This is a genomic window from Pseudomonas sp. LAIL14HWK12:I7, assembly GCF_000483465.1.
GTDB classification, from domain to species: domain Bacteria; phylum Pseudomonadota; class Gammaproteobacteria; order Pseudomonadales; family Pseudomonadaceae; genus Aquipseudomonas; species Aquipseudomonas kermanshahensis.
The window spans coordinates 81,768-105,089 of the sequence record NZ_AXYZ01000018.1; the positions used below are offsets into that span (position 1 = coordinate 81,768).

Annotated in this window: 23 protein-coding genes; 14 read left to right on the forward strand and 9 right to left on the reverse strand. The window is 62.1% G+C overall.

Going from position 1 to position 23,322, the window contains the following annotated elements; all coding sequences use genetic code 11:
* Positions 1–9: 9 nt before the first annotated feature.
* Positions 10–981, reverse strand: a complete 972-nt coding sequence (gene tauA, locus D886_RS0117680; RefSeq protein WP_027595175.1) for a taurine ABC transporter substrate-binding protein — start codon at positions 979–981, stop codon at positions 10–12.
* A 499-nt stretch (positions 982–1,480) separates the two neighbouring features.
* On the opposite strand from tauA, the gene D886_RS0117685 reads away from it, so the two are divergent.
* From D886_RS0117685 to D886_RS0117720, 8 genes are all read left to right on the forward strand, one after another.
* Positions 1,481–2,809, forward strand: a complete 1,329-nt coding sequence (locus D886_RS0117685; RefSeq protein WP_027595176.1) for an OprD family porin — start codon at positions 1,481–1,483, stop codon at positions 2,807–2,809.
* Between the two features lie 165 nt (positions 2,810–2,974).
* Positions 2,975–3,613: a peroxiredoxin gene (locus D886_RS0117690; protein WP_027595177.1), complete on the forward strand. Its 639-nt coding sequence runs from the start codon at positions 2,975–2,977 to the stop codon at positions 3,611–3,613.
* Positions 3,614–3,842: 229 nt separating this feature from the next.
* A complete protein-coding gene (gene ssuE / locus D886_RS0117695; RefSeq protein WP_027595178.1) occupies positions 3,843–4,436 on the forward strand; it encodes an NADPH-dependent FMN reductase in 594 nt (197 codons plus the stop codon).
* Positions 4,437–4,530: 94 nt separating this feature from the next.
* Positions 4,531–5,496 carry a sulfonate ABC transporter substrate-binding protein gene (locus D886_RS0117700; protein ID WP_027595179.1) on the forward strand — a complete coding sequence of 322 codons (966 nt, stop codon included), beginning with the start codon at positions 4,531–4,533 and terminating at the stop codon, positions 5,494–5,496.
* Positions 5,497–5,556: 60 nt separating this feature from the next.
* Positions 5,557–6,705: an FMNH2-dependent alkanesulfonate monooxygenase gene (ssuD, locus tag D886_RS0117705; protein WP_027595180.1), complete on the forward strand. Its 1,149-nt coding sequence runs from the start codon at positions 5,557–5,559 to the stop codon at positions 6,703–6,705.
* 10 nt (positions 6,706–6,715) lie between these two features.
* Entirely contained in the window at positions 6,716–7,513 is a 798-nt protein-coding gene (gene ssuC / locus D886_RS0117710; protein ID WP_027595181.1) for an aliphatic sulfonate ABC transporter permease SsuC, read from the forward strand.
* The gene (gene ssuB / locus D886_RS0117715; RefSeq protein ID WP_027595182.1) at positions 7,510–8,322 is read left to right on the forward strand and encodes an aliphatic sulfonates ABC transporter ATP-binding protein; all 813 of its coding nucleotides are present in this window, start codon (positions 7,510–7,512) and stop codon (positions 8,320–8,322) included. The genes ssuC and ssuB overlap by 4 nt, the downstream gene beginning before the upstream one ends.
* Before the next feature lie 44 nt (positions 8,323–8,366).
* Positions 8,367–8,582: a molybdopterin-binding protein gene (locus D886_RS0117720; protein ID WP_027595183.1), complete on the forward strand. Its 216-nt coding sequence runs from the start codon at positions 8,367–8,369 to the stop codon at positions 8,580–8,582.
* 139 nt (positions 8,583–8,721) lie between these two features.
* Here the strand turns inward: D886_RS0117720 and D886_RS0117725 are convergent, their stop codons facing one another.
* The 4 genes from D886_RS0117725 to D886_RS0117740 form a co-directional block, all read right to left on the reverse strand.
* Positions 8,722–9,354 (reverse strand): TetR/AcrR family transcriptional regulator, encoded by a 633-nt coding sequence (locus D886_RS0117725; RefSeq protein ID WP_027595184.1) that lies wholly within the window; start codon positions 9,352–9,354, stop codon positions 8,722–8,724.
* A complete protein-coding gene (gene gshA / locus D886_RS0117730) occupies positions 9,354–10,931 on the reverse strand; it encodes a glutamate--cysteine ligase (protein WP_371098113.1) in 1,578 nt (525 codons plus the stop codon). The genes D886_RS0117725 and gshA overlap by 1 nt, the downstream gene beginning before the upstream one ends.
* A gap of 259 nt (positions 10,932–11,190) precedes the next feature.
* Entirely contained in the window at positions 11,191–11,574 is a 384-nt protein-coding gene (locus D886_RS27075; RefSeq protein ID WP_050580765.1) for a PaaI family thioesterase, read from the reverse strand.
* Positions 11,574–13,898 carry a Tex family protein gene (locus D886_RS0117740; protein WP_027595186.1) on the reverse strand — a complete coding sequence of 775 codons (2,325 nt, stop codon included), beginning with the start codon at positions 13,896–13,898 and terminating at the stop codon, positions 11,574–11,576. Before D886_RS0117740 ends, D886_RS27075 begins: the two co-directional genes overlap by 1 nt.
* 227 nt (positions 13,899–14,125) lie before the next feature.
* Between D886_RS0117740 and ompR the strand changes: the two genes are divergently transcribed.
* On the forward strand, positions 14,126–14,866 hold the full coding sequence (gene ompR / locus D886_RS0117745; RefSeq protein ID WP_027595187.1) for a two-component system response regulator OmpR: 741 nt from the start codon (positions 14,126–14,128) through the stop codon (positions 14,864–14,866).
* A gap of 13 nt (positions 14,867–14,879) precedes the next feature.
* Positions 14,880–16,193 (forward strand): ATP-binding protein, encoded by a 1,314-nt coding sequence (locus tag D886_RS0117750; RefSeq protein ID WP_027595188.1) that lies wholly within the window; start codon positions 14,880–14,882, stop codon positions 16,191–16,193.
* A 116-nt stretch (positions 16,194–16,309) separates the two neighbouring features.
* Here D886_RS0117750 and rimK read toward each other — a convergent pair whose 3' ends face one another.
* Positions 16,310–17,215 (reverse strand): 30S ribosomal protein S6--L-glutamate ligase, encoded by a 906-nt coding sequence (gene rimK, locus D886_RS0117755; protein WP_012316721.1) that lies wholly within the window; start codon positions 17,213–17,215, stop codon positions 16,310–16,312.
* Positions 17,212–17,694 carry an ATP-dependent zinc protease gene (locus tag D886_RS0117760; protein WP_027595189.1) on the reverse strand — a complete coding sequence of 161 codons (483 nt, stop codon included), beginning with the start codon at positions 17,692–17,694 and terminating at the stop codon, positions 17,212–17,214. The genes rimK and D886_RS0117760 overlap by 4 nt, the downstream gene beginning before the upstream one ends.
* A 109-nt stretch (positions 17,695–17,803) precedes the next feature.
* On the opposite strand from D886_RS0117760, the gene D886_RS0117765 reads away from it, so the two are divergent.
* Entirely contained in the window at positions 17,804–18,205 is a 402-nt protein-coding gene (locus tag D886_RS0117765) for an RNA-binding S4 domain-containing protein (protein WP_027595190.1), read from the forward strand.
* Between the two features lie 83 nt (positions 18,206–18,288).
* On the opposite strand, the gene D886_RS0117770 is transcribed toward D886_RS0117765, so the two are convergent.
* Positions 18,289–19,083 carry a phosphatase PAP2 family protein gene (locus tag D886_RS0117770; protein ID WP_027595191.1) on the reverse strand — a complete coding sequence of 265 codons (795 nt, stop codon included), beginning with the start codon at positions 19,081–19,083 and terminating at the stop codon, positions 18,289–18,291.
* 118 nt (positions 19,084–19,201) lie between these two features.
* Between D886_RS0117770 and hslO the strand changes: the two genes are divergently transcribed.
* The 3 genes from hslO to D886_RS0117785 all read left to right on the forward strand — a co-directional run bounded on the left by hslO (position 19,202) and on the right by D886_RS0117785 (position 22,725).
* Complete coding sequence (gene hslO, locus D886_RS0117775) at positions 19,202–20,101, forward strand: Hsp33 family molecular chaperone HslO (RefSeq protein WP_027595192.1); 900 nt, start codon at positions 19,202–19,204, stop codon at positions 20,099–20,101.
* Between the two features lie 179 nt (positions 20,102–20,280).
* Positions 20,281–21,822 (forward strand): phosphoenolpyruvate carboxykinase, encoded by a 1,542-nt coding sequence (locus D886_RS0117780; RefSeq protein WP_027595193.1) that lies wholly within the window; start codon positions 20,281–20,283, stop codon positions 21,820–21,822.
* Between the two features lie 462 nt (positions 21,823–22,284).
* On the forward strand, positions 22,285–22,725 hold the full coding sequence (locus D886_RS0117785) for a thioesterase family protein (protein WP_027595194.1): 441 nt from the start codon (positions 22,285–22,287) through the stop codon (positions 22,723–22,725).
* A gap of 55 nt (positions 22,726–22,780) precedes the next feature.
* Here D886_RS0117785 and D886_RS0117790 read toward each other — a convergent pair whose 3' ends face one another.
* On the reverse strand, positions 22,781–23,260 hold the full coding sequence (locus D886_RS0117790; RefSeq protein ID WP_027595195.1) for a glycine zipper domain-containing protein: 480 nt from the start codon (positions 23,258–23,260) through the stop codon (positions 22,781–22,783).
* Positions 23,261–23,322: the final 62 nt, after the last annotated feature.

The following is a 23,322-nucleotide window of genomic DNA, read 5'->3' on the forward strand; positions in this document are numbered from 1 at the left end:
GGCTCCGGATCAGTTTGGAAGGAACTTGGCGCTGACGTACGGCGAGTAGTCCGGCAGCACCGCGTCGACCTTGCCTTGTTGCTTGAGGAAGGTGGCTGTGTCAGTCAGCGCTTGGGTGGTCGGTGCACCCAGGGCGTTGGCCTGGTCGGCGGCCAATGGGTAGACGTTGCCTTCCAGCAGCACCGGGATATCGCTGGCCTTGGCGCCGGACAGCTTGACCAGCTTGGCCACGTTGTCCTTGTTGGCCAGCCACGCTTGCGGGTCTTTGCGGTAGTCGGCGTAGGCGTCGAGGGTGACCTTGGCGAACGCCTTGACCACGTCAGGGTGCTTGTCGGCGAAGTCCTTGCGCACGATCCAGGCGTCGAAGGTCGGTGCGCCTTTTTCGGCCAGTTCACCGGAGGTGATCAGCACCTTGCCGTTTTCCTTGGCCACGCCCAGGGCGGGGTCCCAGACGTAGGTCGCGTCGATGTCACCGCGTTTCCAGGCGGCAATGATCGCCGGTGGCGCGAGGTTGAGGATCTGTACTTTGGACGGGTCGATGTTCCAGGCCTTGAGCGCCGCCAGCAGGCTGTAGTGGCCGGTGGAAACGAAAGGCACGGCCACTTTCTTGCCGATCAGGTCTTGCGGCTTCTTGATGCTGTCGCGCGCCACCAGTGCTTCGCCCGCGCCGATCTGGGTGGCGATCAGGAAGGTCTCGACCGGCAGTTTGCGTGTTGCCGCAGCGGCCAGCGGGCTGGAACCGAGGTAGCCGATCTGCACGTCACCGCTGGCCACAGCCGTGATCACATCGGCGCCGTTGTCGAATTTGCGCCAGTCGATACTGGCCTTGCTGGCTTTTTCGTAGTCGCCATCGACCTGGGCCACTTTGGCCGGGTCAACGGTGGTCTGGTAGGCCACGGTCAGGTCGGCGGCCTGGGCCAACCAGCTGGTGCCGGCGAGGGTCAGGGCGGCGAACAGGCGCAGCGGAGCGTGCGGGATCATGGTTGAACCTCTCGTCAGGCAATCGATGTGATGGATGGCGAGAAGACTAAATGATCTAAGAAATCTAAAATAAATAACTTTTTAGAATTAGCTTAGGAGCCAAATGCTTTAAGCCGCGCGCCGTTGATGTCGCGCAATGGCGAAATCCGACAGGGCTGCTAGGCTTTTTCGTCCCTTAGAGCAGTATGGAATTAGGTTATGAGCAAACGTTTGCAAATAACCCACAGTTATGAACGAGTGTGCCGTTTACAACAAAAGGCAGTAAAGGTTCCTAACATATTCCGGAAAAATCTTACAAATTCATAAAACGGTCATTTTGGATTTATAGGATTGTCATTATCCTGTAGCGCAGGTGGCGTCTTAGACCAAAGTCGCGAAACGTTTAGAAACGATTGACTTCATGGTCACGCTTTGGGACTAAATCGCCAATCCACGGTGAGCGGGGCAGCAGACCCCGCCTCCAGAGATACACAAGAATTAGAACGTAGAGGAGCAAAACATGTACAAGTCCAGCCTGGCTCTGGCCGTGGCACTGGGGGTTCTCGCCCAACAAGCAGGCGCTGCCGGTTTCGTTGAAGACAGCAAACTGTCGCTCAGCTCGCGCACCATGTACTTCAACAACGACAACCGTGACGGCGGTGCTGACAACCGCGAGTCTGGCCAGGGCTTCAAGCTCGACTACCTGTCCGGTTTCACCGAAGGTACCGTTGGCTTCGGCGTCGATGTTCAGGCCCTGTGGGGTATTCACCTGGATGGCGGCCGCGGCAAGCACCCTGACAGCAGCAGCTTCTTCCCGAGCGATACCGACGGGTCTGCTGTAAGCCAGTGGGCGCGTGTAGGCGGTAATGCCAAGGCTCGCTTCTCCAAGACCGAAGCCCACTTCGGTAGCGCCCTGGCGCCGAACCTGCCGATCCTGGTGGCCAACGATGGCCGTCTGCTGCCGCAGACCTTCGAGGGTGGCACCATCCAGTCGAAGGAAATCGACAACCTGACCGTCAACGCCGGTCAGCTGACCCACGCCATGGGCCGTGCTTCGAGCAACCGTACCGGCCTGTCCGTGGCGGGCGCTACCCAGGACAGCAACAAGTTCCGCTACGGCGGCCTGGACTACAAGCTCACCCCAGACCTGACCCTGCAGTACTACTACTCGAACCTGGAAGATTTCTACAAGCAGCACTTCCTGGGCGCGACCCACGTGTTCAAGATTGCTGACGACCAGTCGTTCAAGACTGACCTGCGCTACTTCGACAGCAGCAGCGACGGCAAGAACGGTGAAGCTGGCTACCGCTTCAGCAACAACGGTGGCTATGCCAAGAACCTCGGCGAGGTCGACAACAAGACCTGGTCCGCCATGTTCACCTACACCCTGGGCGGCCATGCGCTGATGCTCGGTCACCAGCGCGTCAACGATGACGGTGGTTTCGTCTGGCTCAACCAAGGCAGCGTCGTTGATGGCAATGGCCGCAACGAAGGCGCCGCTGGTTCCAGCTTCTACCTGTTCACCGACAGCATGATCAACCAGTTCGCCAAGGCCGGTGAGAACACCACCTTCGGTCAGTACTCGTATGACTTCGCGCGTCTGGGCGTGCCAGGCCTGAAAGCTTCGGTCTCCTACCTGAAAGGTGAAGACGGCAAGAACGCCAACGGCAACGGTACCTTCAGCGAATGGGAACGTGACGCCCGCGTCGACTACGTTATCCAGGAAGGCACCTTCAAAGGCCTGGGCGCCAGCCTGCGTCACGGTGTCTACCGTGGCACTGGCACCAGCTCGCTGGCTGACCAGGATCAGACCCGTCTGATCTTCAACTACACTTACAACTTCCTGTAAGCCGTAGCTGAACCAGAAGCCTCGCCTAGTGCGAGGCTTTTTTATGTCTGCAATTCGGTATGCTCTGTGGTTATAAATAAATCAGTATTTATTCTTTTTGTTTTTAACTGAATGCAGGCACATTGAACCCCACAAGGCCAGAACACAGCACAGGAGCCGCACCCCATGAGCCTCAAACTCGGCGACATCGCCCCCGATTTCGAACAGGATTCCAGTGAAGGCAAGATCCGCTTCCACGAGTGGCTCGGCAACAGTTGGGGTGTGCTGTTTTCCCACCCGGCCGACTTTACCCCGGTGTGCACCACCGAACTGGGCCTGACCGCCAAGCTCAAAGACGACTTCGCCCAGCGCGGCGTCAAGGCCATCGCGCTGTCGGTGGACCCGGTCGACTCGCACCACAAGTGGATCGATGACATCAACGAGACCCAGAACACCGTGGTCAACTTCCCGATCATCGCCGACGCCGACCGCAAGGTGTCCGACCTGTACGACCTGATTCACCCGAACGCGAACGACACCCTGACCGTGCGCTCGCTGTTCGTCATCGACCCGAACAAGAAGGTGCGCCTGACCATTACCTATCCGGCCAGTACCGGGCGCAACTTCAACGAGATTTTGCGGGTGATCGACTCGCTGCAGCTGACCGACAACTACAAGGTCGCCACGCCAGGTAACTGGCAGGACGGTGACGACGTAGTGATCGTGCCTTCGCTCAAAGACGAGGAGGAGATCAAGCAGCGTTTCCCCAAAGGGTATCGGGCGGTGAAGCCTTATCTGCGCCTGACGCCGCAACCTAATCGTTAAAGGATCCACGTTGCATTGCTCTTAGCCATAGCAGGGATTTCGGGCCGTTTCGACGGCCCTTTTTTATGCCTGAAGGAACGGTGTTGGCTTCTTCGCGGGTAAACCCGCTCCCACAGAGACCGTATTGGGGGATAGATAAAAGTGGAATAAACAAATGAAAAAATATGATTTCTAGATATATGAACGGGCTGTTAATGTCACTCCCAACAGAACACAAGGAAGCGCTCCAATGCTGGTCGTCTCAATCGGTGGTAGCCCTGGTACCCGTTCACGCTCCGGCGTGTTGCTCGAGCGCTCGCGCCAGTGGCTGCAGCACCGTGGCGTCGAAGTAGTGACCTTCCAGGTACGTGACTTCCCCGCCGAGGACCTGCTCCATGCGCGCTTCGACAGCCCGCAGGTGCAGCACTTCCAGCAACTGGTGGCCCAGGCCGATGGCCTGATCGTCGCCACCCCGGTGTACAAGGCATCGTTCGCCGGCGCGCTGAAAACATTGCTCGACCTGCTGCCCGAACGCGCCCTGGAGCACAAGGTCGTGTTGCCCATCGCTACCGGCGGCAGCATCGCCCACATGCTGGCGGTGGATTACGCGTTAAAACCGGTGCTGTCGGCACTCAAGGCGCAAGAGACCCTGCAAGGGATCTTCGCCGACGACAGCCAGGTCGCCTACGCAGAAGGCGCCAAGGCGGCACAGCTGGCACCTGCTCTGGATGAGCGCCTGCAGGACTCGCTGGAAACCTTCCACGTTGCCCTGGCCCGTCGGCCGCGCCCCGTGGCCCCCGGCGTACTCAATGAACGCCTGATCAGTGCCCGCTGGAGCATCTGACCCGGTTCAACGGCTTTATCGCGTCATCCACCTTACTCGCCCGTCAACGAGGCAAGCAGGTGCAACCCGAACCCCATTCGCACAGGAGAGCGCCATGCGCACAGTCTTCTTGCGTCGTGGTCTGGTCGCCCTGTTTGCGGCGGCTGTGTCCTTCGGCGCCATCACCCAAGCCCAGGCCGAGAGCCTGCGCATCGGTTATCAGAAATACGGCACCCTGGTGCTGCTCAAGGCCAAAGGCACGCTGGAGAAGCGCCTGGCCGAGCAAGGCGTGCAGGTGCAGTGGACCGAATTCCCCGGTGGCCCGCAGTTGCTCGAAGGCCTGAACGTCGGCTCCATCGACTTCGGCGTCACCGGCGAAACGCCGCCGGTATTCGCTCAGGCTGCCGGCGCCGACCTGCTCTACGTGGCCTACGAGCCACCGGCGCCGCACAGCGAAGCGATCCTGGTGCCGAAGGGCTCGTCGATCCAGTCGGTGAAAGACCTCAAAGGCAAGAAAGTCGTCCTCAACAAGGGCTCCAACGTCCACTACCTGCTGGTGCGTGCCCTGGAAGATGCAGGCCTCAAATACAGCGATATTCAACCGGTCTACCTGCCGCCAGCCGATGCCCGCGCGGCATTCGAGCGTGGCAGCGTCGATGCCTGGGTGATCTGGGACCCGTACCAGGCCGCCGCCGAGAAACAGCTGCAGGCACGTACCCTGCGTGACGGCAAGGGCCTGGTCGACAACCATCAGTTCTATCTCGCCACCCGTGACTATGCCACCCAGCACCCTGCCGTGATCAGCACCTTGATCGACGAAGTGCGTGCCGTGGGCGAGTGGTCCCAGGCCAACCCGCAGGAGGTCACCGATCAGGTTGCGCCCCTGCTTGGGCTGCCTGCCGACATCACCCTGACCTCGGTCAAGCGCCAAGGCTACGGCGCTGCGCCGCTCACCCCTGAGGTGGTGGCCGCACAACAGAAGATCGCCGACACGTTCCAGGCGCTGAAGCTTATTCCCAAGCCGCTGAGCATCAAGGACGTGATCTGGACACCCCCGGCCAAGGTCGCCAGTGCGCCTTGATTGAATTGCCTGCGCCGGGGCGTTGCTCCGGCTTGAGCCACCCTTGAGGAGACAACTCCAATGAGCCTTAACATTTTCTGGTTTCTTCCCACACACGGTGACGGCAAGTACCTGGGCACCTCCGATGGCGCCCGTGCAGTCGATCACGGCTACCTGCAGCAAATTGCCCAGGCTGCCGACCGCCTTGGTTTTGGTGGGGTGCTGATCCCTACCGGGCGTTCCTGCGAGGATTCCTGGCTGGTGGCTGCGTCGTTGATCCCTGTCACCCAGCGCCTGAAGTTTCTGGTTGCTCTGCGCCCCGGCATCATTTCGCCGACCGTGGCGGCGCGCCAGGCCGCGACCCTGGACCGCCTGTCCAACGGCCGTGCGCTGTTCAACCTGGTCACCGGTGGCGACCCGGACGAACTGGCCGGTGACGGCCTGCACCTGAGCCACGAAGAGCGCTACGAAGCCTCGGTCGAGTTCACCCGTATCTGGCGCAAGGTGCTGGAAGGCGAAAACGTCGACTACGACGGCAAGCACATCCAGGTGAAGGGCGCCAAACTGCTCTATCCGCCGGTTCAGCAACCGCGTCCGCCGCTGTACTTCGGCGGCTCGTCCGAAGCCGCGCAAGACCTGGCGGCCGAGCAGGTCGAGCTGTACCTGACCTGGGGCGAGCCACCGGCCGCTGTTGCCGAAAAAATCGCCCAGGTGCGCGAAAAGGCGGCCGCCCAAGGCCGCGAAGTGCGCTTCGGTATCCGCCTGCACGTGATCGTGCGTGAAACCAATGAAGAAGCCTGGGCCGCCGCTGACCGCCTGATCTCGCACCTGGACGACGAAACCATCTCTCGTGCCCAGGCCTCGCTGGCGCGTTTCGACTCGGTCGGCCAGCAGCGCATGGCTGCCCTGCACGGCGGCAACCGCGACAACCTGGAGGTCAGCCCCAACCTGTGGGCGGGTGTCGGCCTGGTACGTGGCGGCGCCGGTACTGCGCTGGTCGGCGATGGCCCTACCGTGGCTGCGCGGGTCAAGGAATACGCCGAGCTGGGCATCGATACCTTCATCTTCTCGGGTTATCCACACCTTGAAGAGTCCTACCGCGTTGCCGAGCTGCTGTTCCCGCACCTCGACGTACAGCGCCCGGAACAACCGAAAAGTACCGGTTACGTGAGCCCGTTCGGCGAGATGGTGGCCAACGACATCCTGCCCAAGTCCGTGTCGCAGAGCTGAGGGCCGGGCCATGAGTCGTGCAACTTCTTCTACCTTGGCCCAGCGCCTGGCCCCATGGGCACTGCCGGTACTGCTGCTGGCGGCCTGGCAGCTGGCGGTCAGCGCGGGCTGGCTGTCGACCCGCATCCTGCCAGCGCCGAGCGCGGTGGTCAGCGCGGGTGTCGAGCTGGTGCGCAGCGGCGAGATCTGGACCCACCTGGCCATCAGTGGCTGGCGTGCCGGGCTGGGCTTCGTCATCGGCGGCAGCATCGGCCTGGCGCTTGGTTTTATCACTGGCCTGTCGAACTGGGGCGAACGCCTGCTCGACAGCTCGGTGCAGATGATCCGCAACGTGCCTCACCTGGCGCTGATCCCACTGGTGATCCTGTGGTTCGGTATCGATGAGTCGGCAAAGATTTTTTTGGTCGCCCTGGGCACGTTGTTCCCGATCTACCTCAACACCTACCACGGCATCCGCAACGTTGACCCGGCGCTGGTGGAGATGGCGCGCAGCTATGGCCTGTCCGGTTTCGGCTTGTTCCGTCAGGTGATCCTGCCAGGTGCATTGCCCTCGATTCTGGTGGGCGTGCGCTTCGCCCTGGGCTTCATGTGGCTGACCCTGATCGTGGCAGAAACCATCTCGGCGAATGCCGGTATCGGTTACCTGGCGATGAACGCCCGTGAGTTCCTGCAGACCGACGTGGTGGTCTTGGCCATCGTCCTGTACGCCGTGCTTGGCAAGCTCGCTGACCTCGCCGCCCGCGGCCTGGAACGTGTCTGGCTGCGCTGGCACCCGGCCTATCAAGTGGCCAAGAAGGAGGGCGCATGACCGTGCTCAAGGAACAGCCGCCACGCCTGCTGCGTGGCATCCCTCTGGCATCCAATGGCCTGCGTAAAACCTTTGGCCAGCGTGAAGTGCTCAAAGGCATCGACCTGCACATCCCGGCTGGCCAGTTCGTCGCCATCGTTGGCCGCAGCGGCTGCGGCAAGAGCACTTTGCTGCGTTTGCTGGCCGGCCTCGACCAGCCCAGCGCCGGTGAATTGCTGGCCGGTGCAGCACCCTTGGCCGAAGCCCGCGAAGAAACCCGGCTGATGTTCCAGGACGCGCGCCTGTTGCCGTGGAAGAAGGTGATCGACAACGTCGGCCTGGGCTTGTCTGGCAACTGGCGGCCACGTGCGCTGGATGCGCTGGAAGCAGTCGGCCTGGCCGACCGCGCCAACGAGTGGCCGGCAGCACTCTCCGGTGGCCAGAAGCAACGGGTGGCCCTGGCGCGGGCACTGATTCACCAGCCGCGTCTGCTGTTGCTGGACGAGCCGCTGGGTGCCTTGGATGCATTGACCCGTATCGAGATGCAGCAATTGATCGAACGCCTCTGGCGTCAGCACGGGTTCACCGTGTTGCTGGTCACCCACGATGTCAGCGAGGCGGTTGCCGTGGCGGACCGGGTGATCTTGATCGAAGACGGCGAGGTCGGGCTCGACCTCACTGTCGATCTGGCACGGCCAAGGTCGCGTGGTTCGCACCGTTTGGCGGCGCTGGAAAGCGAAGTGCTCAACCGTGTTCTGTCGGCTCCGGGCACTGCGCCTGAGCCGGATCCTGTAGCCCCTTTGCCCACGCAACTGCGTTGGGCGCACTGAATGACTCACTTACCCGACTGAAGCCAAAGAGAAGGAATCAAGCCATGACTATCAAAGCCATCAACGTTCGCAACCAGTTCAAAGGCACCGTGAAAGAAATCCTCGAAGGCCCGGTACTGTCGGAAATCGACGTGCAGACCGCCTCCGGCGTTGTCACCTCGGTGATCACCACCCGCTCCGTGCGTGAGCTGGAGCTGCAGGTGGGCAGTGAAGTGATTGCCTTTGTGAAGTCGACAGAAGTGTCCATCGCCAAGCTGTGATTCTGGTGTTGAAGGGGGCTGCTCTGCAGCCCTTCGCGGGCAAGCCCGCTCCTACAAGAGATCGAATGCCCTCAGGAGATCGAATCCCATGTGGGAGCGGGCTGGTCCCGCGAAGGGCCGCAAAGCGGCCCCAACCATTTCAACCCAAACGCTTAGCCAGAAACGGCGGCAAATAAAGCCCCAGATACGCCTCGAACACCCGCTTGCCTTCCTCAGCCATACGCGCCGTGATCTGTTCATGCAACTGCACCGACCGCGCATACACCCGGTCGCTCAGCTCCATGGCCAGGGCAAACACATCCACATCCGCAGGCATCACCGGCAAGTGAAAATGCTGGTCGAACAGCTTGTACATCAGGTCGCCCAGCTCCATGTCATGCTGCCGGTCGGCTTGCACCACTTCGCTCAGGCCATGCTGCGCCAGGATCAACTGACGCGCCGCGGCATCCCCGTTGTAGATATCCAGCATGCGTTGCTCGATCAACCGTGACAGTTCATGCCAGGTCGTCAGCGTACTGCTGTCGATCGGTGCACTCAGCGCTTCGCGAAACGCCCGGTGCACGTCGGCGGTCAACGCCTCCAGCAGGGCTGGGACGCTGGCGAAGAAGTGGTACACCGACGAAGGGGGTATCTGCGCCCGCTCGGCCACGCTGTAGATCGACAACCCCGCCACCCCCAGCTCGGCAAGCAGCTCGCGCGCGGCCGCCAGGATCGTCTCGATCCTGGCCTGGCTGCTGGCGCGCGGCTTGCGCGGGGAGGCGGTGCGGCTCATCAGTTGCTGATCGCCAGGATGCTGGCCTGGTAGGCGCCGACGAACAGGTCGAAGTCGCCGACTTCGGTCTGCTCAAGCTCGGCCTGCTTGGCCAGCGACTCGCGGGCCAGCGTTTCGAAGGCCTGCTGGCGTTCGCTGCTGAGCGGTTGCTCGCGGAAGCGCTCGGCGTGAACGCGGCTCTGGCGCAGCGAGAACTGGACAAAACTTTCGTCATGTTCGGTCATGCGTGCCAGGACTTGGGCCGATGGGGTCAGCGAGGCGTCGTCGACCTTGGCCTGTTGCTCCTGCAGGGCGTTGGCATGTGCGTCGCCGCCGTGGGCGCGGTCGAGCAGCTCGGCCAGTTGGCCAATGCGAGTGATCAACTCGGTAGCCCAGGTTTTCAGCGCGATGGGCTGACCATCACGGTGCAGTTCCAAGCCTGGGCGACGGCCTTCTTTGACTACGGTCAGGAAGTTGCTGGTGCACTGGCCACACTCGCCGTTGTCCAGTTGCGGGCTTTCTTCAAGCGCGCAGAACAGCAGGAAGGCATCGAGGAAACGCGCTTCGGTCAGGTCGATCCCGACCGGCAGGAACGGGTTGATGTCCAGGCAGCGCACTTCGACGTACTGCACGCCACGAGACGTCAGCGCCTGGATCGGCCGCTCGCCGGTGTAGGTGACACGCTTGGGGCGGATGTTCGAGTAGTACTCGTTCTCGATTTGCAGGATGTTGGTGTTCAGCTGCACCCACTCGCCATCCACGTGCGTACCGACCTCGACGTAAGGCGGGTAGGGCGTGCCCACCGCCTTGCGCAGGCTGTCGGTGTAGCTGGCCAGGTTGTTGTAGCACGGCGTGAGGCCGGCCTGGGCGTTGCTCTGGTAGCCCAGGTCGCTCATGCGCAGGCTGGTGGCATAGGGCAGGAACAACGTTTCGGCATCCAGTTCTTCGAGCTGGTGCGGGCGGCCACGCAGGAAGCCTTTGTCCAGGGTCGGCGAAGCGCCGAACAGGTACATCAAAAGCCAACTGTAGCGGCGGAAGTTGCGGATCAGTGCGATGTAGGCCGACGACTGATAATCGCGCGCGTCTTCTGCGCTGCCTTCGCTTGCGCGCAGCAAGGGCCACAACGCTTCAGGCAGCGAGAAGTTGTAATGGATACCGGCGATGCACTGCATGGTGCGGCCATAGCGCAGGGCCAGGCCTTTGCGGTACACGTGCTTGAGCTTGCCGATGTTGGAGCTGCCGTATTCGGCAATCGGGATGTCTTCCTCGGCCGGCAACGCGCAGGGCATCGACGGGCTCCACAGGTATTCGCTACCCAGCTTGGTATAGACGAAGCGGTGGATCTCGTCGAGGTTCTCGAGCACCTGGGCCGGGTCCGCCAGGGCCGGGGTGATGAACTCCAGCAGCGACTCGGAATAATCGGTGGTGATCTGCTCGTTGGTCAGCGCCGAACCCAAGGCCTCAGGGTGCGGGGTCTGGGCCAGGCGACCTTCATCGGTCACGCGCAGGCATTCTCGCTCAATACCGTGCAGGCACTGCTTGAGCAGGGGGAGATTTGCGCCGAGCAGGCTCAGGCGGCGGTTGAGGAGTTCGCTCAAGATGTATTCCTTCACGCGTCAGTCGCCCCAATATGGGGGTAGAGATAACGGTCTACAAGGGTAGGAAGAAAGGAACTGGCGTTGTCGCCTGGTTTACGCGGTTCCGGCACCGAATTGTGGGGCCGCTTTGCGCCCCATCGCCGGCAAGCCGGCTCCCACAGAAGGTCAGCGGGGACCTTGTGGGAGCCGGCTTGCCGGCGATGCGGCACGAAGTGGCACCAAGTTGCTGCTGAAAATACCGCAGATACAGCTTGGTGAGCTAGAGAACCGCGAAGGTTCCTTGCGCTTTTGCCACCAGTTTGTCGCCTTGAACTACGTCGGCGTCGACCACCAGCGTGCGCCGCCCGGCGTGCAGCACACGGGCCGTGCACAGCACCTCGCCATCACTGACCGCGCGCATGTAGTTGATCTTGCATTCGATGGTCACGCTCTGCTGGTCGAAACCATGGCTGGCCGAGCAGGCCAGGCCCATGGCGATGTCCACCAGGCTGAAGATCGCCCCACCGTGCAGTTTCTGGCCACGGTTGCGCAGTTGCGGCTCGAGCGCCAGGGCCACTTCGGCAACGCCTGTGTCCAGGCGTTGTAGGCGGCAGCCAAGCAGTTGGCTGAAGGCGCTTTCGACGTATTCGCGCGGGACGTCCATCACTTCTTCTTCAGCTGCTTGGCGTTGGCGAACAACGACGCCATGGCATTGTTGACCGGGGCGGCAGTGGCAGTTTCACGCTGGCGCGGGGCCTGCTGCTGGCGATTGCCGCCGTTGCCACGGCCGCCGCCACGGTTGCCTTCGACCTTTTCGCCCGGGGTATCGCCCATGCGCATGGACAGGCCGACGCGCTTGCGCGGGATGTCCACTTCCATGACCTTGACCTTGACCACGTCGCCGGCCTTGACCGCTTCACGCGGGTCTTTGATGAACTTCTCGGACAATGCCGAGATGTGCACCAGGCCGTCCTGGTGCACGCCGATGTCGACGAAGGCGCCGAAGTTGGTGACGTTGGTGACCACGCCTTCCAGGATCATGCCAGGCTCCAGGTCCTTGAGGTCTTCGACGCCGTCCTGGAAGGTGGCGGTCTTGAACTCAGGGCGTGGGTCGCGGCCGGGCTTGTCCAGCTCTTGCAGGATGTCGGTAACGGTCGGCAGGCCGAAGGACTCGTCGGTGAACTTCTTCGGGTCCAGGCGCTTGAGGAAGCTGCTGTCGCCGATCAGCGAGCGGATGTCGCGGTCGGTGCCAGCGGCGATGCGCTGCACCAGCGGGTAGGCCTCAGGGTGCACGGCGGAGGCGTCCAGCGGGTTGTCGCCGTTCATCACGCGCAGGAAGCCGGCGGCTTGTTCGAAGGTTTTCTCACCGAGGCGGCTGACCTTTTTCAGCGCTGCACGGGTCGCGAACGGGCCGTTGGCATCGCGGTGGGCGACGATGTTCTGTGCCAGCGTGGCGTTAAGGCCGGAGATGCGGGTCAGCAGCGCCACCGAGGCCGTGTTCACGTCCACGCCCACGGCGTTCACGCAGTCCTCGACCACGGCGTCCAGGCCACGGGCCAGTTTCAGCTGGGACACGTCGTGCTGGTACTGGCCGACACCGATGGATTTCGGGTCGATCTTCACCAGCTCTGCCAGTGGGTCCTGCAGGCGACGGGCAATCGACACGGCGCCGCGGATCGATACGTCCAGGTCCGGGAACTCGCGGGCGGCCAGTTCCGATGCCGAGTACACCGACGCACCGGCCTCGGAGACCATGATTTTGGTGATTTTCAGGGCTGGGTATTTTTTGACCAGTTCGGCCACCAGCTTGTCGCTTTCGCGGCTGGCGGTGCCATTGCCGATGGCGATCAGTTCCACCGAGTGCTTGGCGCACAGTGCGGCCATGATGGAAATGGTGCGGTCCCAGTCGTTTTTCGGCGCGTGCGGGTAGACCGTCGTGTAGTCCAGCAGTTTGCCGGTGGCGTCGACCACGGCGATCTTGCAACCGGTGCGCAGGCCTGGGTCGAAGCCCAAGGTGGCACGCGGGCCGGCCGGGGCGGCCAGCAGCAGGTCGTGCAGGTTGTGGGCGAACACGTTGATCGCCTCGCTTTCGGCGTTGTCGCGCAGTTCGCCGAACAGGTCGGTTTCCAGGTGGGTGTACAGCTTGACCTTCCAGGTCCAGCGCACCACTTCACCCAGCCACTTGTCGGCCGGCCGGCTGCGGTTTTCAACGCCGACGTGGTTGCCGATCATCACTTCGCACGGGTGCAGGGTGCCAGGCAGTTCTTCACCGACTTTGAGCGAGGCGCTCAGGATGCCTTCGTTGCGCCCGCGGAAAATCGCCAGGGCACGGTGCGACGGGGCGTTGCGCAGCAGTTCGTCATGGGCGAAGTAGTCGCGGAACTTGGCGCCTTCTTCTTCCTTGCCAGCCACCACGCGGGCGCTGAGCACCGACTCCTGCTTGAGGAAGTTGCGCAGCTTGTCGAGCAGGGCGGCGTCTTCGGCGAAACGCTCCATGAGGATGTATTTCGCGCCTTCCAGCGCCGCCTTGACATCGGCCACGCCCTTTTCGGCGTCGACGAAGCGGGCCGCTTCGGTTTCCGGGGTCAGCTGCGGGTCGTTGAACAAACCGTCGGCCAGCTCGCCGAGGCCGGCTTCCAGGGCGATCTGGCCCTTGGTGCGGCGCTTTTGCTTGTAGGGCAGGTAAAGGTCTTCGAGGCGGGTCTTGGTGTCGGCCAGCTTGATCTCGCGGGCCAGTTCCGGGGTCAGCTTGCCCTGTTCCTCAATGCTGGACAGGATGCTGGCGCGGCGCTCATCGAGTTCGCGCAGGTAGCGCAGGCGCTCTTCCAGGTGGCGCAGTTGGGTGTCGTCCAGGCTGCCGGTCACTTCCTTGCGGTAACGGGCGATGAAGGGCACGGTCGAGCCTTCGTCCAACAGGCCCACGGCCGCTTCGACCTGTTGTGGGCGTACGCCCAGTTCCTCGGCGATACGGCTGTTGATGCTGTCCATGTAAACCACCTGACAATTGTGAATACGGGGGCCGCGCGCGGGTTTGCAGCCCGACGGCACTGGATGAAAGCCGCGCATTATACCCATCGTGACCGGCTTGCGGTGATGGCGCCAAGCCAGCCTGAACGGCCCGGAACTGGCGCCGGGGGAAAAATCTGCTAACAATGCTCACGGCACGCGTTGCAACGGCTACGCCATAATGCGCGGCGATACCAGAGGAGTAATTCATGACCGGCACTGCAAACACCGCTGAAGGTGACAAGATTCTCATCGTCGACGACGATCCGGGGCTGAGCAGCCTGCTGGAGCGTTTCTTCACCAGCAAGGGCTACCGTGCCCGCGCGGTGCCCAACACCGAACAGATGGACCGCCTGCTCTCGCGGGAGGTGTTCAACCTGGTGGTGCTCGACCTGATGCTGCCGGGCGAAGATGGCCTGTCCGCCTGCAAGCGCCTGCGCCAGTCGAACAACCAGATCCCGATCATCATGCTCACCGCCAAAGGCGACGAGCTCAGCCGCATCAAAGGGCTGGAGCTGGGCGCTGACGACTACCTGGGCAAACCCTTCAACCCGGACGAACTGATGGCCCGGGTCAAGGCCGTGCTGCGCCGCCAGGCGCCGAGCGTCCCGGGTGCCCCGGGCAGCGAGGACGAATCGGTCACCTTCGGTGATTACGAGCTGTCGCTGGCCACCCGCGAGCTTAAACGCGGCGACGAAGTGCACATGCTCACCACCGGTGAGTTCGCCGTGCTCAAGGCGCTGGTCATGCATGCGCGTGAACCGCTGACCCGCGACAAACTGATGAACCTGGCCCGTGGCCGCGAGTGGGATGCCCTGGAGCGTTCCATCGACGTGCAGATCTCGCGCCTGCGCCGCATGATCGAGCCCGACCCGTCCAAGCCACGGTATATCCAGACGGTCTGGGGCGTAGGGTACGTCTTCGTGCCGGACGGAAACGCCGGCAAATGATGCCGCGTCGTCCATGAGAACGCCGTTGTGGTTTCCGCAAAGTTTCTTCGCCCGCACGCTGTGGCTGGTGCTGATCGTCGTCCTGTTTTCCAAGGCGCTGACCCTCGTTTACCTGTTGATGAACGAGGATGTGCTGGTCGACCGTCAGTACAGCCACGGTGTGGCATTGACCTTGCGCGCCTATTGGGCTGCCGATGAAGAGAACCGTGACAAGATCGCCGAAGCCGCAGGCCTGATCCGGGTGACCGGCTCGGGTGTGCCGGAAGGCGAGCAGCACTGGCCTTATAGCGAGATCTACCAGCGCCAGATGCAGGCCGAGCTGGGCGAAGACACCGAAGTACGCCTGCGCATTCATGCGCCACCGGCGTTGTGGGTCAATGCGCCGAGCCTCGGCCCTGGCTGGCTCAAAGTGCCGCTGTACCCGCACCCGCTGCGTGGGCAGAAGATCTGGAACGTGCTTGGCTGGTTCCTGGCCATCGGCCTGTTGTCCACCGCCTCTGCCTGGATTTTCGTGCGCCAACTGAACCAGCCCCTCAAGCGCCTGGTTTTCGCCGCCCGGCAACTGGGCCAGGGGCGCAGCGTGCGCTTGCCAATCAGCGATACGCCCAGTGAGATGACCGAGGTGTACCGCGCGTTCAACCAGATGGCTGAGGATGTCGAGCAGGCCGGGCGTGAACGCGAGTTGATGCTGGCAGGGGTTTCCCACGACTTGCGTACACCGCTGACGCGGCTGCGCCTGTCGCTTTCGCTGCTGGACAGTGACAACGAGCTTAGCGATGACATGGTCCGCGATATCGAGGACATGGACGCGATTCTGGACCAGTTCCTGGCGTTCATTCGCGATGGCCGTGACGAGCCGGTAGAAGAGGTCGACCTGGCCGACCTGGTGCGCGAAGTGGTGGCCCCGTACAACCAACCCGAAGAACGTGTACGGCTGTGCCTGGAGCCGATTCCGCCGTTCCCGCTGCGCCGGGTTTCGCTCAAGCGCATGTTGGGCAACTTGATCGGCAACGCCCTGCACCATGCCGGCAAGGGCGTGGAAGTGGCGGCCTATGTGTCCGGCGACGAGAGCGCGCCTTACGTGGTGCTCAGCGTGCTGGACCGGGGGACGGGGATCGACGAGTCGGAGCTGGAGACGATCTTCAACCCGTTCATTCGCGGTGACCGTGCCCGTGGAGGCAAGGGCACCGGGTTGGGCCTGGCGATCGTCAAGCGCATCGCGGCCCAGCATGGCGGGAATGTCGAGTTGCGCAACCGGTCGGGTGGCGGGATCGAGGCGCGGGTCAGGTTGCCGTTGGGGCTTTTGCTGCCGCGTAATGCGGTGTGATTGTCGGGGCCGCTTTGCGGCCCATTCGCAGCACAAGGCTGCTCCTACAAGGCTTACGCGGTCCCTTGTAGGAGCAGCCTTGTGCTGCGAATGGGCTGCAAAGCAGCCCCAACATTTCAGCCCTTACCCTTGGTCCGGGTCTGATTCGGCCCGCCATTCTTCTCCAGGTGTTCAATGATCATCCCGGCCACGTTCTTGCCGGTGGTCACTTCAATCCCTTCCAACCCCGGCGACGAATTCACCTCCATCACCAATGGCCCATGGTTGGAACGCAGGATATCCACCCCCGCCACGCTCAGCCCCATCACCTTGGCGGCACGAATGGCGGTAATCCGCTCTTCCGGCGTGATCTTGATCAGGCTGGCGACACCCCCCCGATGCAGGTTGGAGCGAAACTCGCCGGGCTTGGCCTGACGCTTCATCGAGGCAATCACCTTGTCACCCACCACAAAGCAGCGAATGTCGGCCCCGCCGGCCTCCTTGATGTATTCCTGCACCATGATGTTCTGCTTCAGGCCCATGAACGCCTCGATCACCGACTCTGCAGCTTGAGTTGTTTCGCACAGCACCACGCCAATGCCCTGGGTACCTTCCAGCACCTTGATCACCAGGGGCGCGCCGTTGACCATCTGGATCAGGTCCGGGATGTCGTCAGGTGAGTGGGCGAAACCGGTGATCGGCAGGCCGATGCCACGGCGCGACAGCAACTGCAACGAGCGCAGCTTGTCACGCGAGCGGGCGATGGCCACCGACTCGTTGAGCGGGTAGACGCCCATCATCTCGAACTGGCGCAGCACCGCGCAGCCATAGAACGTCACCGAGGCACCGATGCGCGGGATCACCGCATCGAAGCCTTCCAGTGGCTTGCCGCGATAGTGGATCTGCGGCTTGTGGCTGGCGATGTTCATGTAGGCCCGCAGGGTATCGATCACCACCATTTCGTGGCCACGCTGGGTACCGGCTTCGACCAGGCGGCGGGTGGAATACAGACGCGGATTGCGCGACAGCACAGCGATCTTCATGCAGCACCTGTGACAGGGGAAAGGGTGGCCGGAAAGGCCGGTTTGTCTTGTACGTACTTCAGGCCAGGGTTGACCACCAAGTGGCCGTGAATAAGTGCCTTGGAACCCAGCAGCAGGCGGTAGCGCATCTCTTTGCGACAGGCCAGGGTGAACTCGACTTCCCACACGCTATCGCCCAGTGCCAGCGATGTGCGAATCACATAGCGGGTCTGGGCGTGGCCATTGGAGCTCTTGATGGTCTTCATGGTCACCAGTGGCGCTTCGCAACGGCGGTGGCGCAACTGCACCACCGAACCCAGGTGCGCAGTAAATCGGACCCACGGTTGGCCGTCACGTTCGAACTGTTCCACCTCGGTGGCGTGCAGGCTGGACGTACTGGCGCCGGTGTCGATCTTGGCGCGCAGCCCGGCGACGCCAAGGTCGGGCAGGGCTACCCACTCGCGCAGGCCGATCACAGTCAAATGGTCAAATGTCTTCACGAAGCGCACCCAGGGGATAAGGTGGTGAACTGTAAGCACGGCGTGGACTTTTTGCATCCGCAAGATACGGTAGTACAGTTCGATTAAAGACAGAATTCGAGGTAACGGGATGGCACACAAGGCGGAAGAAGACGACAAGGTTCGCCTGGACAAATGGCTATGGGCGGCGCGGTTCTACAAGACCCGCGCGCTGGCCAAGGCGGCCATCGAAAGTGGCAAGGTGCATTGCCGGGGCGAACGCTGCAAGCCGGGCAAGGAACCGAGGGTAGGGGATGAGTTTGTACTGCGCACCGGGTTTGACGAGCGCACAGTGGTGGTCAAGGCGCTGTCGGTGGTCAGGCGCGGGGCGCCCGAAGCGCAGGCGCTGTATGCCGAAACCGAAGAGAGTGTGCGCCGCCGCGAACAGGCTGCCGAAATGCGCAAGGCCGGGGCGATGGGTGTGACCACCGATGGCCGGCCAAACAAGAAGCAGCGGCGACAGATTCACCAACTGCACGGTAGCTTTGACTGAACAGGGGCTGCTTTCAGCCCATTCGCGGGGCAAATGTGGGAGCGGGCTTGCCCCGCGAATGGGCCGCAAAGCGGCCCCCGCTGTTAGCGAACCACCGCCAATCTACCGACCAACGGTAACCTGGCTGCCAGGGCAAACAACGGCGCCGTCCAGCGCATCAACGCCGCACTGCCTTTGGCCGCCAGTGGCGTATAGCAACTCCACCCCAACGCCAGCACCGCCATCAGCAACCCGCCGATGTAGTCGTCCTGGCCCCAATGGGCGCCCGCCACCAAGCGTGGCAGCATGAACACCAGCGCCAGCCCCCAGACCACCAGGTAGTGCATCAGGCGACGGCTGAACACGCTCATGAACAACGCCCAGACCAGCAGCACCGAGGCGTGATCGCCCGGGAAACTCTTGCTGGAGCGGTCCTTGAGTTCCCAGGCCGCTTCCAGGTTCGGGTAATAGTCACTGAGGTGCACGACGTCATCGAAGATCATCGACGGGCTCTTGTGTTGCCACCCCGCAGCATCCACCCACTTGGAAAACAGCGCGCGAATCACCACTAATAGGATCAGGGTCACCAGAAAGCCGAAAAACGCCTCACGCACCTGGCAGGCTTTGAACACCCAGTTGCCACGGATCAGCACCGCTAGAAGGATCAGCCCGACCACGATGTCGAACGGGCGCAGGCTGCCAAGGGTCCAGATGTAGCGCCAGGTGGTGTTGTCGGCCAGCGGCGCATTGAGGCTGTGGAACAGCCACTCGTCGAAAGTCAGGCACAGGATCTGGCCAAAAGGCCATAACCAGAAACACAGTAGAGCGATGGGCAGCAGTGTGCAGGCTGCCAAGGGCCCGAAGGACCACCTTGCTTGGAACAGTGGTCGATTGTCCATAAGATACCTCTATTGCCAACAGGAATCGGAGCGCCTTGTGAGCGCTCTGCCACGGGCTTCGCAGTATTTCGAAACGCCGTGTAACCATTTTGTCATCATTTTCAGATAGCCAGAACCTATGAGCGAATTGCCGGATACCGATTTCACCCAACGTTTCCTCTTCGACGACCGCGATATCCGCGGTGAGTGGGTAGGGCTCGACCGCAGCTATGCCGAAGTGCTGGCGCGTCACCCGTACCCCCAACCCGTAGCCGCGCTGCTCGGCGAATTGATGGCCGCCACCGCATTGCTGGTGGGTGCCCTGAAGTTCGACGGCCTGCTGATCCTGCAGGCGCGTTCTCAGGGGCCGATCCCGCTGCTGATGGTGGAATGCTCGGGCGAGCGCGAAATCCGCGGCGTGGCCCGTTATGAAGCCGATCAGATTCCTGCCGACGCGACCTTGGCGCAGCTGATGCCCGACGGCCATCTGACGCTGACCATCGACCCAGTCAACGGCCAGCGCTACCAGGGGACCGTGGACCTGGACGGTGCCAACCTGTCGGAGTGCTTCACCAATTACTTCGTTCAGTCGCAACAGCTCAACACCCGTTTCTGGCTCGATGCCAAAGATGGCAAGGCCCGCGGCCTGCTGTTGCAGCAATTGCCACGTGATCGCCAGCCGGACGACGAAGAGCGCGAGGACAGCTGGCAGCACGTTGTAGCCCTGGCCAAAACACTCAAGCCTGAAGAGTGGCAAGAAGACAACGAAACCTTGCTGCACCGTCTGTACCACGAAGACGCGGTGCGCCTGTTCGACATCGAACCCCTGCGTTTCCACTGCAGCTGCTCGCGCGAGCGCTCCGGCAATGCGCTGGTCAGCCTCGGCGAGCACGACGCCAAGCAGTTGGTCGAGGAGTGTGGTGGCAAGGTGGAGATCGATTGCCAGTTCTGCAACGAGCGCTATTTCTTCGATGCAAGCGATGTGGCGCAACTGTTTGCGGGTGGCGGCACGGACACGGCCTCAGAAACTCGCCACTGAAACGATTAATTGCAGGGAAATCTCCTGTCTAATTGCGCAAAAGCGCGGTTACGACAGGAGGGGCCTACTTTTTTTGGGCTTTTCTGGCATAATCCGGCCACTTTTTTCGCTGTAGTAGTTTTTTACAGACAACTACAAAACGTTTGGAGCACTCGGCCTCGGGCCGGATGGGGTATCTCATGACGCAAGCCAACAACACCGTGTACACCGACCTGAGCGTCGATGAGCTGGTAAAAGAAGCGCTGCAACGCGGTGAAGGCGTACTAGCCGATACCGGCGCACTGGTCGTTGAGACTGGGCACCGTACTGGCCGTTCGCCGGCTGACCGTTTCATCGTCGAAGAACCTTCCACCCAGGATGCCATTTCCTGGGGCCCGATCAACCGCAAGTTCCCGGCCGACAAGTTCGATGCCCTGTGGGACCGCGTCGAGGCGTTCAACAACGCCCAGGATCACTTCGTTTCCTACGTTCACGTAGGCGCCGCTGCCGAGCACTACTTGCCGGTGAAGATGACCACCCAGACTGCCTGGCAGAACCTGTTCGGCCGTTGCCTGTTCATCAACCCTGAACAGTTCAACCCGGCTGGCCGTGACCAGTGGCAAGTGCTCAACGTTGCCAACTTCGTGTGCGAGCCTGAGCGTGACGGCACCAACTCCGACGGCTGCGTGATCATCAACTTCGCCGCGAAGAAGGTGCTGATCGCTGGCATGCGTTACGCCGGTGAAATGAAGAAAGCCATGTTCTCGGTGCAGAACTTCCTGCTGCCGGCCGCTGACGTGCTGCCAATGCACTGCGCTGCCAACATCGGCGAAGAAGGCGATGTGACCCTGTTCTTCGGCCTGTCCGGCACCGGCAAGACCACCCTGTCGGCCGACGAAAGCCGTTACCTGATCGGTGACGACGAGCACGGTTGGGGCGAAGGCGTTGTCTTCAACATGGAAGGCGGCTGCTACGCCAAGTGCATCGACCTGTCCGAGAAGAACGAGCCGGTCATCTGGAAAGCCATCAAGCATGGCGCAGTGCTGGAAAACGTCGTACTCGACGCCAACAAGCACGCCGACTACACCGACGTCAGCCTGACCCAGAACAGCCGTGCGGCCTACCCGCTGGAGCACGTTGCCAAGCGTTCCGAAGCGAACCTGGGTGGCGAGCCTAACGCGGTCATCTTCCTGACCTGCGACCTGACTGGCGTTCTGCCTCCGGTTTCGATCCTGAACAACGAACAGGCTGCTTACCACTTCCTGTCCGGTTACACCGCGCTGGTCGGTTCCACCGAAATGGGTTCGGGCGGCGGCATCAAGTCGACCTTCTCCACCTGCTTCGGCGCGCCGTTCTTCCCGCGTCCGGCTGGCGAGTACGCTGAGCTGCTGATCAAGCGCATCAACGGCTTCAACTCCAAGGTTTACCTGGTCAACACCGGCTGGACCGGCGGTGGCTACGGCGTTGGCAAGCGTTTCAGCATTCCGACCACCCGTGCTGTGATCGCTGCGATCCAGAGCGGTGCACTGGTAGGCGCCGAAACCGAGCACTTGGACATCATCAACCTGGACGTGCCAAAAGCCGTTCCGGGCGTCGACACCGAGCTGCTCAACCCGCGCACCAACTGGGCTGACAAAGCCGCTTACGACGAAGCGGCCAAAGGCCTGGCCAAGCTGTTCATCGAAAACTTCAAGAAATTCGAAGTTTCCGACGCGATCAAGGCTGCTGGTCCACAGCTGTAAGCTGTCGCCAGTTGCAACGAGGAAGCCGCCCTTAGGGGCGGCTTTTTTTTGAGTTTTTTTTGATAATGCGTCTTGGCTGGGAGGTGCTCGCCACAGCATATTCAGCGCCCGTGATATCGAGCGCCGCCCGCGCGGCGCTTCGCAGCACAAGGCTGCTCCTACATCTGTTTCGGGCCAGTAACGCCTGTACCAACGCGCGCGACCGCCTTGTTTGTTCCTCACGATATCGAGGTGGACGCTAAAAGGGCCGCGCGCCTCTGCCTCAGGATGCATTGGCCCGAAACAAATGAGCAGCCTTGTGCTGCGAAGCGCCGCGCGGGCGGCGCTCGATTTGCGCACCACCTCAGAACCCAAGACAAGCACCTGGCAGCCTTCACCCCATCTCTCGGCCAGCAAATGCACATCACGTCCGTAATTTCTGTTTCACTGATAGCATTCATTGCGACCTCGTGAGACAGACAAATGACTGAAGCCCCACAGCGCAGCGCATTCACCCACTTCCACCCCATCCTCACCCGCCCGCAAGACAACGACCACAACGGCCATATCGCCGGTGCCACCGTGCATGGCTTCTTCGAAACCGCTATCCAGGCGTTTCTGGTGGAGCAGGCCGAATTCGACCTGCGCGAGGGTGCGCTGGCGGCGTTTGTGGTCAGTTCGGCAGCAGACTTCTTCGCCCTGCCGGGCTTTCCGGATGTGCTTGAGGTGGGGCTGGGCGTGACGCGCCTGGCTGGCAGTACCGTGGAGTACCGGTTGGCCCTGTATCGCCCGGGTGAAGTAGACGCCTGTGCGGCGGGGACGGTGGTGCAGGTGTTCATCGAGCGGGCAAGCGGCCGGCCTGTGCCGTTGCCAGAGGCGCTGCAGGCAGTGCTCGTTGGCCTTCAGCTGGGGCAACAGGCATAAAAAAGCCCCGCCGGTGCGGGCGGGGCTTTTGTTGCCAGGGCTGGGCCCTCAGGCATTAGTCGCGCCAGTGGCGCTTGTGCTTGCGGTGGCCGTAATGGTGGCCACGGTCGTAGTGACGGCGGTCGTCATAGCTGCGACGGTAGCGACGATCGTCATGGCGCTCGTCTTCGTCGGCCTTGTTACCCATGTAGTTACCCAGCGCGCCACCGGCACCACCGCCGGCTGCTGCACCAATGTAGCTACCGGTGGTACCGCCCACGGAGCGACCGACCACGTTACCGCCTGCAGCGCCCAGCGCGCCACCGATGGCGGCTTCGCCACGCTGACGTTTGTCGGCACCCAGTGCGCCGCCGGCGGCGCCGCCCAGGCCGGCACCAATCGCGCCGCCTGTGCTACCACCGATGGAGTTGCCCACGACGGAGCCGAGTACCCCACCCAATGCGCCGCCAATGCCGGCCTCGGTATTGCCACCGGCCATGGCAACGCCGCTGAGCAAGCTGAAAGACAACAACAGAATCGAGGAGTACTTCTTCATCAAGAGAGCCTCATAGGGATGACGAGGCGAATTTGAGGCTCTGGAGCGCGGCTGGCAATTGA